Annotated in this window: 15 protein-coding genes and 1 other RNA gene; 10 read left to right on the top strand and 6 right to left on the bottom strand. The window is 31.0% G+C overall.

Annotated features, from left to right (window positions below):
- Positions 1 to 55: 55 nt before the first annotated feature.
- The 3 genes from hemN to J9309_RS02165 are packed head-to-tail and all read left to right on the top strand — an operon-like array spanning position 56 to position 2,603.
- Positions 56 to 1,417 carry an oxygen-independent coproporphyrinogen III oxidase gene (gene hemN / locus J9309_RS02175; protein WP_230476811.1) on the top strand — a complete coding sequence of 454 codons (1,362 nt, stop codon included), beginning with the start codon at positions 56 to 58 and terminating at the stop codon, positions 1,415 to 1,417.
- Positions 1,418 to 1,474: 57 nt separating this feature from the next.
- Complete coding sequence (gene hpt / locus J9309_RS02170) at positions 1,475 to 2,011, top strand: hypoxanthine phosphoribosyltransferase (RefSeq protein ID WP_230476810.1); 537 nt, start codon at positions 1,475 to 1,477, stop codon at positions 2,009 to 2,011.
- Positions 2,012 to 2,018: 7 nt separating this feature from the next.
- Entirely contained in the window at positions 2,019 to 2,603 is a 585-nt protein-coding gene (locus J9309_RS02165; protein ID WP_230476809.1) for an adenylate kinase, read from the top strand.
- Positions 2,604 to 2,684: 81 nt separating this feature from the next.
- Here the strand turns inward: J9309_RS02165 and J9309_RS02160 are convergent, their stop codons facing one another.
- Entirely contained in the window at positions 2,685 to 3,710 is a 1,026-nt protein-coding gene (locus J9309_RS02160; RefSeq protein WP_230476808.1) for a quinone-dependent dihydroorotate dehydrogenase, read from the bottom strand.
- A gap of 351 nt (positions 3,711 to 4,061) precedes the next feature.
- On the opposite strand from J9309_RS02160, the gene obgE reads away from it, so the two are divergent.
- The 4 genes from obgE (at position 4,062) to J9309_RS02140 (ending at position 6,441) form a co-directional block, all read left to right on the top strand.
- A complete protein-coding gene (gene obgE, locus J9309_RS02155; protein ID WP_230476807.1) occupies positions 4,062 to 5,048 on the top strand; it encodes a GTPase ObgE in 987 nt (328 codons plus the stop codon).
- A 23-nt stretch (positions 5,049 to 5,071) separates the two neighbouring features.
- Positions 5,072 to 5,392 (top strand): YbaB/EbfC family nucleoid-associated protein, encoded by a 321-nt coding sequence (locus J9309_RS02150; protein ID WP_230476806.1) that lies wholly within the window; start codon positions 5,072 to 5,074, stop codon positions 5,390 to 5,392.
- 135 nt (positions 5,393 to 5,527) lie between these two features.
- Entirely contained in the window at positions 5,528 to 5,941 is a 414-nt protein-coding gene (locus tag J9309_RS02145) for a hypothetical protein (protein WP_230476805.1), read from the top strand.
- Between the two features lie 62 nt (positions 5,942 to 6,003).
- Positions 6,004 to 6,441 carry a hypothetical protein gene (locus tag J9309_RS02140; protein ID WP_230476804.1) on the top strand — a complete coding sequence of 146 codons (438 nt, stop codon included), beginning with the start codon at positions 6,004 to 6,006 and terminating at the stop codon, positions 6,439 to 6,441.
- Between the two features lie 14 nt (positions 6,442 to 6,455).
- Here J9309_RS02140 and J9309_RS02135 read toward each other — a convergent pair whose 3' ends face one another.
- The 3 genes from J9309_RS02135 to J9309_RS02125 all read right to left on the bottom strand — a co-directional run bounded on the left by J9309_RS02135 (position 6,456) and on the right by J9309_RS02125 (position 8,732).
- Positions 6,456 to 7,196, bottom strand: a complete 741-nt coding sequence (locus J9309_RS02135) for a rhomboid family intramembrane serine protease (protein WP_230476803.1) — start codon at positions 7,194 to 7,196, stop codon at positions 6,456 to 6,458.
- 62 nt (positions 7,197 to 7,258) lie between these two features.
- On the bottom strand, positions 7,259 to 8,248 hold the full coding sequence (locus tag J9309_RS02130; protein ID WP_230476802.1) for an ATP-grasp domain-containing protein: 990 nt from the start codon (positions 8,246 to 8,248) through the stop codon (positions 7,259 to 7,261).
- A gap of 1 nt (position 8,249) precedes the next feature.
- Positions 8,250 to 8,732 carry a hypothetical protein gene (locus tag J9309_RS02125; protein WP_230476801.1) on the bottom strand — a complete coding sequence of 161 codons (483 nt, stop codon included), beginning with the start codon at positions 8,730 to 8,732 and terminating at the stop codon, positions 8,250 to 8,252.
- Positions 8,733 to 8,779: 47 nt separating this feature from the next.
- Here J9309_RS02125 and J9309_RS02120 point away from each other — a divergent pair, with 47 nt between their 5' ends.
- The 3 genes from J9309_RS02120 to rnpB all read left to right on the top strand — a co-directional run bounded on the left by J9309_RS02120 (position 8,780) and on the right by rnpB (position 12,486).
- A complete protein-coding gene (locus tag J9309_RS02120) occupies positions 8,780 to 9,430 on the top strand; it encodes an NRDE family protein (RefSeq protein ID WP_230476800.1) in 651 nt (216 codons plus the stop codon).
- Between the two features lie 115 nt (positions 9,431 to 9,545).
- On the top strand, positions 9,546 to 12,086 hold the full coding sequence (locus J9309_RS02115) for an ATP-dependent Clp protease ATP-binding subunit (RefSeq protein ID WP_230476799.1): 2,541 nt from the start codon (positions 9,546 to 9,548) through the stop codon (positions 12,084 to 12,086).
- Between the two features lie 89 nt (positions 12,087 to 12,175).
- Positions 12,176 to 12,486, top strand: an RNA gene (gene rnpB, locus J9309_RS02110) — RNase P RNA component class A.
- A gap of 323 nt (positions 12,487 to 12,809) precedes the next feature.
- Here rnpB and J9309_RS02105 read toward each other — a convergent pair.
- Both J9309_RS02105 and J9309_RS02100 read right to left on the bottom strand, forming a co-directional pair.
- Positions 12,810 to 13,754, bottom strand: a complete 945-nt coding sequence (locus tag J9309_RS02105; protein WP_230477837.1) for a transketolase family protein — start codon at positions 13,752 to 13,754, stop codon at positions 12,810 to 12,812.
- A 53-nt stretch (positions 13,755 to 13,807) separates the two neighbouring features.
- Positions 13,808 to 15,274 (bottom strand): hypothetical protein, encoded by a 1,467-nt coding sequence (locus J9309_RS02100; protein ID WP_230476798.1) that lies wholly within the window; start codon positions 15,272 to 15,274, stop codon positions 13,808 to 13,810.
- Between the last annotated feature and the right edge of the window lie 16 nt (positions 15,275 to 15,290).

Below are 15,290 nucleotides of genomic sequence, written 5' to 3'. Positions count from 1 at the left end.
TAATTCTAAGCATTGAGAAATTTATTTAAACTCTATTTTGAGTTTTTTATATCTTATGAACAATTTAATTCAGAAATATAATATTCCAGGACCTCGTTACACAAGTTACCCTACGGTACCTTTTTGGGACGAAGAAGGTCTTACAAAACAAACATGGATTGATACTTTCCAGAAGTCATTCTTAGAAAGTAATGAAACTGAAGGAATCTCTTTATATATCCATTTACCGTTTTGCGAATCGTTGTGTACTTTTTGTGCATGTAATAAACGAATCACAAAACAACACGCTGTAGAGCAACCTTATATTACAACGGTTCTTAAAGAGTGGCAATTATATTTAGATATTATGCCAACAAAGCCAGTAATAAAGGAAATCCATTTAGGTGGTGGAACGCCTACATTTTTCTCGCCAGAAAATTTAAAGATTCTTTTAGAAGGAATTATCAATACATCAATTGTTGCTAAAGGACATGAATTCAGTTTAGAAGGACATCCAAACAATACAACAAAAGAACATTTACAGGTTTTATACGATTTAGGTTTTCGCCGTGTTTCTTATGGAGTTCAAGATTATGATCTTAAAGTTCAGGAAGCAATTAATCGTGTACAACCCTACGAAAATGTAAAACGTGCCACTGAAGATGCACGTGCAATTGGTTATACATCTGTTTCTCATGATTTGGTTTTTGGTTTACCACACCAAACTTTAGAAGGAATGATACATACGATTAATAAAACAAAGGAGTTAAATCCTGATCGTATTTCTTTTTACAGTTATGCACATGTGCCTTGGATAAAAGGTGTAGGACAACGTGGTTTTCAAGAGAAAGATTTACCTTCTCCAGAATTAAAACGTAAATTGTACGAAACAGGTAAGAAAATGTTTGAAGAAATGAATTATTTCGAAATCGGAATGGATCATTTTGCTTTAGAACATGATTCAATGTATCAATCAATGATAAATAAATCATTACATCGTAACTTTATGGGGTATTCTTCATCAAAGACACAAGTAATGATTGGTTTAGGAGTTTCATCAATTAGTGATTCTTGGTACAGTTTTGCTCAAAACGAGAAAACAGTGGAAGAATATGAAGCTTCTATAAACAAAGGAGAATTATCAGTATATAGAGGTCATATTTTAACAGAAGAAGATTTAATTATGCGTCGTCATATTCTAAATCTGATGTGTAATTTAGAAACTTCTTGGGAAGACGATAACATGAAATTTAACGGAATCGAGAATGTAAAATCGATGCTGAAGGGAATGGAAGATGATGGTTTAATTATCATCAAGGAAAACGGGATTGAAGTAAAAGAGGTAGGCCGTCCTTATGTAAGAAATGTTTGTATGTCTTTAGATTTACGAATGTTAGAAAACGAGCCTGAAACCAGACTTTTTTCGATGACAATTTAATTTTCCGAAAATTTTTGCAAGCTTTATCCAAAATAGTATATTTGAATATCTTAAAAAATGAATGAAATAGAAATTCACGGTAAGAAATTTATACCGTACATTGCTTTTGAAGAAATCGAACAATCAATTAAAGAAATGGCTAACAAAGTGTACGAAGAGTACAAAGACGAGACGCCTATCTTTATTGGAGTTTTAAATGGAGTTGTAATGTTCATGAGTGACTTTTTAAAGCAATATCCAGGAAATTGTGAAATCTCTTTCTTAAAATTAAAATCTTACGAGGGTACAGAATCAACAGGAAAAATTCAAATCCAAATGGATATTCCTATGAATGTGGAAGGACGTCACGTAATAATTTTAGAGGATATTGTGGATACTGGAAACACTTTAGTAGAGTTACACCGCATTTTAAAAGAGAAAAACGTAAAATCTTTAAAAGTTGCTACGTTATTATTTAAACCAGAAGCATACAAAAAAGACTTAGAAGTTGATTTAGTAGGGATTACTATTCCTGATAAATTTGTTGTAGGTTACGGTTTAGATTACGATGGTTACGGAAGAAACTTACCTGATATTTATCAAATAAAATCTTAATAATAAAATGCTAAACATTGTATTGTTCGGCCCTCCTGGTAGCGGTAAAGGAACACAAGCTAAATTCTTAGAAGAAAAATATTCAACTCCTCAAATTTCAACAGGAGATTTATTCCGTTTCAATTTAAAAAATGAAACAGAATTAGGAAAATTAGCTCAATCTTATATGGGTAAAGGACAGTTAGTTCCTGATGAAGTAACTACAAATATGTTAGTAGATCATTTAGATAATAATCCAAATGAACACGGATATATTTTTGATGGTTATCCAAGAACTACGGCTCAAGCTCAGGAATTAGATAAAATTTTAGCTGAAAAATACAACGATGATGTTACTGTTACATTAGCTTTAGTTGTAGAAGATGAGATTTTAGTTGAACGTTTATTAGAACGTGGTAAAACTTCTGGTCGTGCTGATGACGTTGATGTAAATATTATTCGTGATCGTATCAAAGAATACTACGAAAAAACTGCTATTGTTGCAGAGCATTTTAAAGCACAAGGTAAATGGGTGGAAATTGACGGTGTAGGTTCAATTGAAGACATTACAAATAAATTATATGCTGCAATTGATGCTGCAAACGCAAAATAAGTTTAAAACAACTTTATCATAAAAAAACCTCAACATATTTAGTTGAGGTTTTTTATTACAATATATTTAGATCTCGATCTTTTATTTTACTAATTTTTCGCAAATCACTTTGGCTAATCCAGGACCTTCGTAAATAAATCCTGTATATATCTGAACTAAACTTGCACCTGCCTCTAATTTTTCAATTGCATCTTCAGCAGAATGAATTCCACCAACACCAATAATCGGGAAAGCTTTGTTTGATTTTTCAGAAAGATATTTAATCACTTCAGTCGAACGTTCTTTTAATGGTTTTCCACTAACACCTCCAGCTTCTTGAACAATTTTTGGATCTGATTTTAAACCTTCTCTTTCAATAGTTGTGTTTGTAGCTATTACACCTTCAATTTTTGTTTCTGTCACAATTTCGATGATGTCATCCAATTGTTCATTAGTTAAATCTGGAGCAATTTTTAATAAAATTGGTTTCGGATTTTCTTTAATTCCATTATGTCTTTGTAATGTATATAACAAATCCATCAAAGGTTCTTTTTCTTGCAAAGCACGCAAATTAGGCGTATTTGGCGAACTTACATTTACCACAAAATAATCTACTTCATCAAACAATGCATTAAAACAAATCACATAATCTTGTGTTGCTTCTTCGTTTGGCGTAACCTTATTTTTACCAATATTTCCACCAATAATATAACGTTCGCGATGTTGTAAACGACGAATTTGCTTTACAGCATATTCAACCCCTTTGTTATTAAATCCCATTCGATTAATGATAGCTTCATCTTCCAATAATCGAAACATACGAGGCGCTTCATTTCCTGGTTGAGGTTTCGGTGTAACAGTTCCAATTTCGATAAAACCGAATCCAAAGTGGCTCAATTCTTTAATGTATTCACCGTTTTTATCAAAACCTGCGGCTAATCCAACAGGGTTTTTAAACTTAATTCCGAAAACTTCACGTTCTAATGAAGGATGATTGAATGTGAATTTTTTTGTCAATAATTTATCTATGCCAGGAAAATTAGCGTAATTTTTTAATTGACGTGTTACGAAGTGATGTGCATCTTCTGGTTGTAACTGAAAAAGAATGTTTTTGATGTGCTTGTACATACTGCAAAAATAAACAATCCTATTAATTCTTCAGTTCTTTTCAATTGATTGATTGTAACTATTGGTTTAAATTCAATTGATATTAACTTAAACTTTGATGTTAAATCTTCTCGAAGTCTTAAATTTTCATTTTTTAATTAAATAAAAAAACAGAAGGTAGAATTTTTGTAAAATCAATCTTGTAAAAAGTTATTTATTTTCTAAGTTATAGGATTTCAATAAATAATCGAATAATATACAACTTAATTTTAAAATGTTATATACCATTGGATTAAAATACATCAGTCAAGATTTTATTATAAGGCTGATAAGTCGTACTTTTGCAGACTAATATCAAAAAAAGAAAAATTTATGCAATCAAATTTTGTTGACTACGTAAAAATTCATTGTAAAAGTGGACATGGTGGAGCTGGTTCAGCAAGTTTGCATCGCGAAAAATATATCGATAAAGGAGGTCCAGATGGTGGAGATGGAGGTCGTGGAGGACATATAATTTTAAGAGGAAGCTCGAATTTATGGACTTTATTGGAATTTAAATTTAAAAAACATTTCCGTGCAGAACATGGTGGACGTGGTGGAAAATCTCGTTCTACTGGTCATGATGGAGAGGATATTGTTTTAAATGTTCCAATTGGCGTTATTGCTCGTGGTGAAGATGGAGAAATCTTGGGAGAAATCACAGAAGATGGACAAGAAATGATCTTGAAACGAGGTGGAAAAGGAGGTTTAGGAAACTGGCACTTCCGTTCTGCAACTCGTCAAACTCCACGTTATGCACAGCCAGGATTGGATGGTGAAGAAGGATGGGTAACATTAGAGTTAAAAGTTTTAGCAGATGTTGGATTAGTAGGTTTCCCTAATGCAGGAAAATCAACTTTATTATCTGTTTTATCAGCTGCAAAACCAAAAATTGCTGATTACGCCTTTACCACTTTAACACCAAACTTAGGAATTGTACAATACCGCGATCATCAGTCATTTATTATGGCAGATATTCCTGGAATTATTGAAGGTGCAGCAGAAGGAAAAGGTTTAGGTCACCGATTTTTACGTCATATTGAGCGTAACTCTACTTTATTATTTTTAATTCCTGCTGATGCAGATGATTACGCAAAAGAATACGCGATCTTATTAAATGAGTTAAAGAAATTTAATCCAGAATTATTAGATAAAGAACGTGTTTTAGCGGTTACAAAATCTGATATGTTGGATGATGAATTAAAGGCAGAAATATCGGAACAATTACCAAAAGATATCGAAACAATTTTTATTTCATCAGTTGCTCATCAAGGATTAACTGAATTGAAAGATGCATTGTGGAAAAAATTAATTGATTAATTTAATATAAAGAAATACAGATTATGTTCGGAAACTTCGGAAACATCATGGATATGATGGGTAAAATTAACTCGTTTAAAGAAAAATTTTCAGGTTTAAAAGATGAGTTAGAAAACGAAACATTCACAACTACATCTACAGATGGTACAGTAAAAATTACAATGTCAAAATTAGCAACAATTAAAGATATTGAATTAGCTGAAGGAATGGATAAAGAGCAAATTGAAGATATGTTAGTAATGACATTGAACAAGGCTTTAGAGCAAGTGAAAACAGAGGCGATAGATCGTGCGAAGAAAACTGCTCAAGAAAATTTACCAAGTATTCCTGGAATGCCATTTTAAAATAAAATAATTTTTTAAAATACAGAAAGTACCTTTAGGGGTACTTTTTTTTGTTTCATATATTTTGCTTTCTAGGAATTGGTTAGGTTTAATTCTTATTGTATTTTTGTAAAACCTAACTAAAACAATAACATTATGAAGAATTTTACAAAAGCAATTCTTGCTGCTTTATTTTTTGTCGTATTTTTAAGTTTCACTACAATTATTCAAGATGATTTAAAAATTATTCGCTACAAAAAGGCGAATGATGGATATTTGGTGATTGAATATCTAGATGGAAAAATCAAGAAACAGATTAAAAATCGCCAAATCTATGTTTATCTTTTACCGTCTAATGAAAAGGCGATGATAGACCAAGCAATTTCTAAATTAGATATCAACAATGTAATTGAAGAGATAGATTCTATCAACAAACCTATTATTGGTACAGCTTACATGTATTTATTTATTAAGAATAATGATACGTTAAGAACAAGATTTTATCCAGAAGGTCATACTCCAAAACAATTACAAAGACTTGATTATCTACTGAATAAAAATAGAAAATAATTTATTTTTAACTGTTTAAAATATTTTAAAATACTATATTTTTGTAAGGTAGAACATAAATTATGAAAGGATTAAAAATTACATTAATAATCCTAACCTATACTATCCTTACAAGCTTTAATACAATAGAAACAAGATTTTCTGAAGTTCAAATACTTCGATACCTAACCGCAAAATCTGGGTTTCAAACAGTTAAATATAACAATGGTGTTATTTCCAAATGGATGCGAAATAAAACACCTTTGGTTCGTCAACTAAATGATTATCAAAAATATGAACTTCAAGCTGAATTAGATCATTTTGATTTAAAAGGCTTTGAAATGGAAATTAATCAGTTAGATGATATCAAAGAAGGGATTTATCCAAAAATTTATTATCGCATTATTTTGAATGGTGATACAATTCAGACAAAGGATTTTCTCCAGAAAGACATGCCAAAAACGATTAAAAAAATAGATGACTTGATGTTGAAATTTACAACAACAGGTTTTACATATTAATAGCTAAAGGAAAATTAATCTTTATCAATTGAAGGTTGATTTTCCTTTTCTTCTTTTGGTGTATTGGGTGTTAAACTTTCCAAATATTTTTGCCAAAGTTCTTCTTCTCTTGGATCGTAATAATTTTCATCTTCCCACTTAGGTTTTACTTTTTGTGGACCAACTTTTCTGAATAAATAGGCAAAGAAAGCACCCACAACAAAGCCACTTAAATGTCCTTCCCAAGAAATTGGATTATTTCCTAAATTAAAATCAGGTAAAAATTCTTCAGGAATTACTCCCCAAAACATTCCTCCATATAATAAAATAATAACGCCAGAAATAGCCATTAATCCACGTTCTTTTCTTATTAAACCTGAGAATAAAATAAAAGAAGCTAGCATATAGACAATTCCACTTGCTCCAATATGACACCCAGCAATTGAATCCATAAATGGAGGATTTCCGATTAGCCATAATATAATACCAGATAATAGCCAACCAAATATCAGGACATAATAAGCCAATCTATCATACATTAAAAGAGCTAAAAAGCTTAAAAAGAAAAGCGGAAATGTGTTACTTATTAAATGTGTAAAGCTAGAATGGAAAATTGGAGAAAGTAAAATACCTTTCAATCCATAGAATGTTCTTGGTACTACTCCATAACAATCTTTTAATCCTAATCCACTGTATTCAAAAAGAAATACGGACCAAATTAAGGTCACTAAAAAGAATGGAATAACTAAAGTTTTCTTTGGAAAAGGATAGGCCATAAAATTATTTTAAGGAAATAAAGTCACAAACCATTCCTTTCTAATTTATCTGCCAAAATTGGTTATTTTTCGCGTCCTCTGTTCATTAGTTCCAGTGCTAAAGTTGGCCATTTTATGTATTGATGACCAAGTTGATGATTTTGTTTTGCAATTTGATGCTGGTAATTTAAATGTCTTATAACTTCTTTATAAGCGAAAAATAAATTATGTTTCGGATCATAAACATGAGTTGCTTCCGAATTTGCACCATTAACTTCGAGAATGACAAAATTTCCGTTTTGTAAATCTTCAATTGATTTTGCTTTAATATCAAATCGACCATAATAAAAACCGTTGATAGATTGTGCAATCTTATCAATTTGATTTTCTAATTCAGGTGAAATTAAATCTGAAGCATCTAAAAATGTTGTTCCGCGGTTGTGATTTCCTATTGGTTCAACTAAAATAGATTCTCCTTTTGGTAAAATTTCATCAAGTTGATTTTTATATCGTTCAACCAAATAATCTTTTCGGAATAATGCACGTATATTCTGATCAATTAATTCTCTGAATGTAGATTTTCCGTCTCCAGTAAATTGTAAGAAGTCTTTACCTGTCATCGAAATTAATTTTCCTTTCTTTTCTTTTGGTAAACGCACATAGAATGCTCCAAATTCTAAAGGAAATTCATTAAATTCTTGAATGATTAGGTTTTTATTATTTTGTTTTAGGTAATTGTTCCAATCTTTTTTATCACGAATTAATTCTACAGCAATTCCTCGTTCACCTTCGTCTGGTTTTGCAATAAAAGGAAATTTCATAGGAATTTCAGCAGAAGAAATTTCAGGAAAGAAAATTGTTTTTGGTAAAAATTTACGGTCAATTTGCTTCAAAATATCAAATTTCGAGTAATTGATAAAACCGCCCCATTTAAATCCAGGATTTGCTGTACAAAAGTAGGCAGGAGCACCGGCTGTAAATATTTTATAAATATACCAAGGAGTTAATGGACCATAAAAAAGCCAAAAAGGCCAAAATTCGTATTTTGTCCATTTTATAAAAGTAGCTTTCATATTATTTGGTATAATTTAAAGTTGAATAAGCAATACCAAAATCTTCTGATATCGAAATATAAGGGAAATCAGATCTTAAAACCATTTTTATAATGGCAAAATGATGTATGCTATGATCGATGCAATAAATTAATTCACGCCCAATTGTAGATTGTACTTCTATAACATCATCAGCTATAAGCTGTCTTAAAATTATTGGCTGATTAAAATCCAAAAATTCAATTTTTTGTTTGATAGATTTTATTCGATCTAATGTGTATATAGTCGAATTTTCAATCAATACTTCTCTTTTACGATTATCAAAACATACGACATCATCTGCAATTAATAAACATTGGAAAAACTCGACAATATGTCTTACATGTTTACCAATTGTTTGTCCGTTTAAAATTTCTATTGCTTGTGTATATTCTGTATCATTTAACTGAATAAGAATATTTTCTAATTGGCTTAAAGATTGATGAATTGATTCCTTGATTTGCATACTATTTGCAAAGATAATTTTACTTTTGAACAAATTCAATTTTAGTAATGTGTATCATTAGTTTTTTTAAAGAAAACGATCAAGTTTTATTAACTCATAATCGTGACGAAAGTATCAGTAGAAAAGCTTCACTTCATGTTGAAAAACGTATATGGGAAGGGAAATCGTATTATGCGCCTGTAGATCAGGAAAAACAAGGTACATGGATTTTTTATAATGAAGATTACATTGCTTGTATACTTAATGGGGGGAAATCGGCGCCTACATTTACAAGGTCAGATTATAAAAGAAGCAGAGGTTTGCTTCTTTTAGAAGTAATGAAATATCCTAATGTAGAGGAATTTGTCGAAAAGGAAGATTTTAATGATATTGCTCCATTTACAATGTTAATTTATAATGTAAAAAATAAAAATACTCATATTTTATTTTGGGATGAAAAACAATTAGAAGTAAATAATTTATCTGACAAAAAATTTGTTTTTAGATGTTCTTCAACTTTATATTCTCCTGAAAAAATGAATGAATTACAAAGATTATTTCCTAACTTTAATGAAATGTCAGCTTCCGAAATTTTTGCACTTCATCAATCAATTCAAATGAAAGATGGAGATATAGCACCAGGGAAAGCGACAACTTCTATAACACAAATTATTGCAGATAATTCAGAAATCAGCATGAAATATTGTCCGTTTTTTTAAAATTATTATTAAAATATGTCATTATATGTCAATCATATAATAATTGCATAACAAAGGCATAATTTATGATATTATCTATGGTAATGTTTATATTTGATAAAAGACAGTTTATATAATGAATGATAATTTCTCACAACAAGTAAAAGATGTAATTGCTTACAGCAAGGAAGAGGCATTAAGATTAGGGCACGACCAAATTGGTACGGAGCACTTGATGTTGGGTATTCTTCGTGATGGTGAGGGAAAAGCAATTTCTGTCTTAGAGGCATTGAATGTAGATTTAAAAGAACTACGTCAGAAAATTGAGAACCTTAATCCACCAAAAGATTCAACGGTAAATCATATCAAAAATTTAAGCTTAACAAAACAAGCTGAACGTGCTTTAAAAACAACATTCTTAGAAGCTAAATTATTTAAGAGTGCTACTGTAAATACTGTTCATTTATTGTTATGTATTTTAAGAAATGAAAATGATCCGATAACAAAATTGATGAATAAATTCGAAATTGATTACAACACAATCAAAGAAGAATTTAAATTTCAATTCCAAGATAATAATGATATTGTAGATTCACCAAAAGCTGAAAACCCTTCTTATGATGGCGATTCAGATTTAGGAAACGATTTTGATCGTCCATCGATGAGCAAATCAACTGCTAAAAGTAAAACGCCAGTTTTAGATAATTTTGGTCGTGACTTAACAGCAATTGCTCAAGAAGGAAAATTAGATCCTGTGGTAGGACGTGAAAAGGAAATTGAGCGAGTGTCTCAAATTTTATCTCGTCGTAAAAAGAACAATCCATTATTAATTGGTGAGCCAGGTGTTGGTAAATCTGCCATTGCAGAAGGTTTAGCGTTACGCATTATTCAACGTAAAGTATCTCGCGTTTTATTCAATAAACGTGTTGTTACTTTAGATTTAGCTTCTTTAGTTGCGGGTACAAAATACCGTGGACAGTTTGAGGAGCGTATGAAAGCGATCATGAATGAATTAGAAAAAAATGATGATATCATTTTATTCATTGATGAGTTACATACAATTGTAGGTGCAGGTGGAGCTACGGGTTCTTTAGATGCATCTAACATGTTTAAACCTGCTTTAGCAAGAGGCGAGTTACAATGTATCGGTGCTACAACTTTAGACGAGTATCGCCAATATATTGAAAAAGATGGAGCTTTAGTTCGTCGTTTTCAAAATGTAATGGTTGAGCCAACAACTCCTGAAGAAACGTTACAAATCTTAAATAATATTAAGGATAAATACGAAGCGCACCACAACGTAAATTATACTGATGAAGCGCTTAAAGCATGTGTTAATTTAACAACTCGTTATATTACAGATCGCTTCTTGCCAGACAAAGCAATTGATGCTTTAGATGAAGCAGGATCTCGTGTTCATATTAAAAATATTAGAGTTCCTCAGGAAATTCTTGATTTAGAGAAAAAATTAGAAGAAGTTCGTGAAGAGAAAACTAAGGTTGTAAAATCTCAGAAATACGAAGAAGCGGCTCGTTTACGCGACTCTGAAAAGCAATTAGAAGCTGATTTGAAACGCGCACAAGCTGAATGGATGCAAACATCAAAAGAGAATCGTGAAACAGTTACTGAAGATAATGTAGCCGAAGTTGTTTCTATGATGAGTGGCGTTCCTGTACATCGTGTAGCTGAAAAAGAATTGAAAAAATTAGCTCAGATGAATGAGTTAATGAAAGGGAAAGTGATTGGACAAGATGAAGCAGTTACTAAAGTTGTAAAAGCTATTCAACGTAATCGTGCAGGTCTTAAAGATCCTAACAAACCGATTGGTTCTTTTATATTCTTAGGAACTACAGGTGTTGGTAAAACACAATTAGCTAAAGTTTTAGCAAAAGAATTGTTCGATTCTTCAGACGCATTAATTCGTATTGATATGTCTGAATATATGGAGAAATTCGCTGTTTCTCGTTTAGTTGGAGCACCTCCGGGTTACGTTGGTTACGAAGAAGGTGGGCAATTAACAGAAGCTGTTCGTCGTAAGCCTTATGCTGTAATTTTATTAGATGAGATTGAGAAAGCACATCCAGATGTATTCAATATCTTATTACAAATTTTAGATGATGGGCATGTAACAGACAGTTTAGGTCGAAAAGTTGATTTCCGTAATACAATTATCATTTTAACTTCTAATATTGGTACACGCCAATTAAAAGAATTTGGAGATGGTGTAGGATTTGGAACTTCAGCGAAACAAAACTCAGCTGATGAACGTGCAAAATCAACAATAGAAACGGCATTAAAACGTGCATTTGCTCCAGAATTCTTAAATCGTATTGATGATATAATCTTCTTTAATTCATTAACTAAAGAAAATATCATGAACATTATCGATATTGAATTAGCGAATTTATACGATCGTTTAAAAGCTTTAGATTATCATTTAGAATTAACTCCAGAAGCAAGAGATTTTATTGCAGACAAAGGATTTGATAAAGATTATGGTGCTCGTCCATTAAAACGTGCAATCCAAAAATACATCGAAGATCCAATGGCAGAAGAAATTATCAATGCTGAAATTACAGAAGGAGATCAATTAATTTTAGATCTGAATGAGGCTAAAGATGGTGTTAAGATTTCTGTGAAAGGAAAAACTGAAGAAACTGAAGAAGAAAAGCAATAAGTTTTTCATTTTTAATTAAATACAAAAAGCTCGTAAATAAATAGTTTACGAGCTTTTTTATTCGTTATTATTTATCTTACATTTGTACCAAAGCAAGCCACTTTGTCGCTGCGAATTTATTCGGAGAGGAAAGTCTGGACACCATAGAGAAAGCATAGCGGGTAACACCCGTCCGTCGTGAGGCGAGGACAAGTGCAACAGAAAGCAAGTACAGTTCGGCTGTAGTGAAACCAGGTAAACTCTATGCGGTGAAATGCCATGTATACCAACAGTTAAGGGCTTCTCGTTCGTTGTTGGGGGGTAGGCAGCTCGAGGCTTGGAGTAATTCAAGTCCTAGATAAATGACAAAGCGTTACATTTTTTGTGATGACAGAATCCGGCTTATCGGCTTGCTTTTTTTATAACTTCTTAGAATCTTTACCCAATTTATTTAAAATTTCCTATTAACCGATGTGGTTTTTTATACGTTTAAAAGATTATATCATTAACTTTTAAATCGTTTTAAACGCTTTTTAAGTATTTATTAAAAATTACCTATTTATAGGTATTGACTCATATTTGTAATTATCCCATCTTTGCACCACTAACGACTTAAATCAAACTAAATCTAAACTAAAAGAAAATTTAAGAAGGAATTCCGTAAGGGATTCCTTTTTTCTTTTGTACAAAAAAAGCCCTAAGTGAAAACTTAGGACTTTAAAAATTATAGTTTAACTCTATTAATTATTTTAATAAAGATTTTACTTTTTCAATAACAGCTGTAGAATCAATTCCGTATTTCTTCATTAATTCTGCTGGTGTAGCAGATTCTCCGAAAGTATCGTTAACAGCAACAAAAGCTTGTGGAGTTGGACATTTTTGCGCTAAAACTCTAGCAACTGATTCTCCTAATCCTCCTAAAATATTGTGTTCTTCTGCAGTAACAATTTTTCCTGTTTTCTTTACAGAGTTTATGATGATTTCTTCATCTAAAGGTTTAATTGTATGGATATTGATTACCTCACAAGAAATTCCTTCCTTCTCTAATTCTGCAGCAGCAACTAAAGATTCCCAAACTAAATGTCCAGTTGCAACAATTGTTACATCTGTACCTTCGTTCATTAAGATACCTTTTCCAATTTCGAATTTTTGGTCAGCTGGTGTAAATACAGGTACAGCTGGACGTCCGAAACGTAAGTAAACTGGACCTTCGTATTCTGCAGCAGCAATCGTAGCCGCTTTTGTTTGATTGTAATCACAAGGATTAATTACTACCATTCCTGGTAACATTTTCATTAATCCGATATCTTCTAATGTTTGATGTGTTGCACCATCTTCACCTAAAGTTAATCCGGCGTGAGAGGCAGCAATTTTTACATTTTTATCTGAATATGCAATTGATTGACGAATTTGATCGTAAACACGAGCAGTTGAGAATTCAGCGAATGTTCCTGTAAATGGAATTTTCCCGCCGATTGTTAAACCAGCTGCAATTCCCATCATGTTCGCTTCTGCAATTCCGATTTGGAAAAAACGATCTGGATTTTCTTTGATAAATTGATCCATTTTTAATGAACCAATTAAGTCAGCACATAATGCAACTACATTAGGATTAGTTCTTCCTAACTCAGTTAATCCGTCTCCGAATCCACTACGTGTATCTTTTTTTTCTGTGTATGTTAAATCGATCATTGTAATTGTTTTTTATGTGGAGTTGCCTCCATTTGTTTTATTTATCTAATTTAATCTAAAGAATCAAAGAATTTTATAAGTTTTTCTTTGTCTTCTTTTTTATAAGAATCATAATTTTTATTTAACTCCCAAACACTTTTTCTAATTGCATCAACTGTTGATGTTAAATCAACGACACCTGTTTGATAAATGTATAAATCACAAATTTGACCTGTGTAATTGTAAACGATAGCTTTTAAATCAATATTCGAGAAATCTGGAATGCGATTTTTTAAATCTTTACAATGTGAAGGTGCAATGTTTAAATATAATTTAGAATCTTCTTCATCAATTGCTAATTGTACATCTTTTAGAGATGTATTTTTATAATTGGTTTGATAATCTAAAGTTTCATCTAATGCGTAAACTGCCGCATCTATTGTATCTGAAGTTACTTCGTTATTTTGAAGGGTTTCAGTATACTTTTCAAATTTGAATGATTTCGCTTGATCAAAATATTGTTTGAAATATTTATTCAGTTCCTTTGCTTCGTCCTTTGTAATTAATCCATTCTTTTTATAAGATTGAATAGTTTTTCTTGTAGACTCTTCTGATGTTTTAATTGCTTTAGCACGATCAAAATCGTAATCCCCATCATAATCTACATCCAAAGTAATAACTGTTAAAGCCAAAGGAGCCATACTATTAAAAAATGTATTTACCTTGTCATTTTCTGATGTAGGTATTGTAAAATAATTATATAACGGATCCTCGTAACGATTATCTGATTCGTATTGATAAGGTAATTCATCAGCTTGAGAAATTGTATCCGTATCATATAAAGATTTATACAACTCTTTTAGTTTTACAATTTTATCTTCGTACTCTTTAATTGATTTTTTTTCATCGAAATGAACTTTAAGATTCGATTGCTCAATTCGATTTAATATCAAAGAACTTGAGTTATTACTATCACCAATTTTTACGATTAAACCTTTTATTGATTGTTTAGGAAGTAGAAAACTTGCGTTATTTATTGCATTTTTTTCGTCAATACAATAAATTGTTTTTACACTTTCAGTATTAGATTCAATCAACTCATAATTATTACAAGTGTAACCGTTCACCTTTTCAGTACGATTAAGATTGATTAATTTATTCGTATTAGAAAAGTATAATTCATTATACGGTTTGTAATCTTTTAATTCTGAATAATCGTAAATAGTTGGTGTTTTGATGCTGATTTGATTTTCTAACGAATTTAATTTAACATCATAATAATGATCTTTAGTAATTAAAAATGCAGATGAATTAAATCCTTCAAATAAAAAATCGTTATCAGAGTGACCTAGTAAACTTTCATTTCCGATATAAATGCTTAATTTATTTTCTAAAACATCATCAATTGGATACATAGCTGATAATTCATCAGATACATTGAAATCATAAACTAATTTCTGATTAAAAGTGTACGTATTTTCTTGTGCTAATAATGTAAAAGAACAAAGGGTTAAAAGGGAACAAAATAAATTTTTCATAAAGGTTTGGTTGTAG

The organism is Faecalibacter bovis (assembly GCF_017948305.1).
Lineage (GTDB): Bacteria > Bacteroidota > Bacteroidia > Flavobacteriales > Weeksellaceae > Empedobacter > Empedobacter bovis.
Note: the sequence above shows the minus strand (reverse complement) of the source record. Positions and strands in the feature narration are given on the sequence as shown.

Excerpts from the sequence above, each read along its gene's own strand:
- hemN (WP_230476811.1), top strand. The coding sequence starts at position 56 with ATGAACAATTTAATTCAGAAATATAATATTCCAGGACCTCGTTACACA.
- hpt (WP_230476810.1), top strand. The coding sequence starts at position 1,475 with ATGAATGAAATAGAAATTCACGGTAAGAAATTTATACCGTACATTGCT.
- J9309_RS02165 (WP_230476809.1), top strand. The coding sequence starts at position 2,019 with ATGCTAAACATTGTATTGTTCGGCCCTCCTGGTAGCGGTAAAGGAACA.
- J9309_RS02160 (WP_230476808.1), bottom strand. The coding sequence starts at position 3,710 with ATGTACAAGCACATCAAAAACATTCTTTTTCAGTTACAACCAGAAGAT.
- obgE (WP_230476807.1), top strand. The coding sequence starts at position 4,062 with ATGCAATCAAATTTTGTTGACTACGTAAAAATTCATTGTAAAAGTGGA.
- J9309_RS02150 (WP_230476806.1), top strand. The coding sequence starts at position 5,072 with ATGTTCGGAAACTTCGGAAACATCATGGATATGATGGGTAAAATTAAC.
- J9309_RS02145 (WP_230476805.1), top strand. The coding sequence starts at position 5,528 with ATGAAGAATTTTACAAAAGCAATTCTTGCTGCTTTATTTTTTGTCGTA.
- J9309_RS02140 (WP_230476804.1), top strand. The coding sequence starts at position 6,004 with ATGAAAGGATTAAAAATTACATTAATAATCCTAACCTATACTATCCTT.
- J9309_RS02135 (WP_230476803.1), bottom strand. The coding sequence starts at position 7,196 with ATGGCCTATCCTTTTCCAAAGAAAACTTTAGTTATTCCATTCTTTTTA.
- J9309_RS02130 (WP_230476802.1), bottom strand. The coding sequence starts at position 8,248 with ATGAAAGCTACTTTTATAAAATGGACAAAATACGAATTTTGGCCTTTT.
- J9309_RS02125 (WP_230476801.1), bottom strand. The coding sequence starts at position 8,732 with ATGCAAATCAAGGAATCAATTCATCAATCTTTAAGCCAATTAGAAAAT.
- J9309_RS02120 (WP_230476800.1), top strand. The coding sequence starts at position 8,780 with ATGTGTATCATTAGTTTTTTTAAAGAAAACGATCAAGTTTTATTAACT.
- J9309_RS02115 (WP_230476799.1), top strand. The coding sequence starts at position 9,546 with ATGAATGATAATTTCTCACAACAAGTAAAAGATGTAATTGCTTACAGC.
- J9309_RS02100 (WP_230476798.1), bottom strand. The coding sequence starts at position 15,274 with ATGAAAAATTTATTTTGTTCCCTTTTAACCCTTTGTTCTTTTACATTA.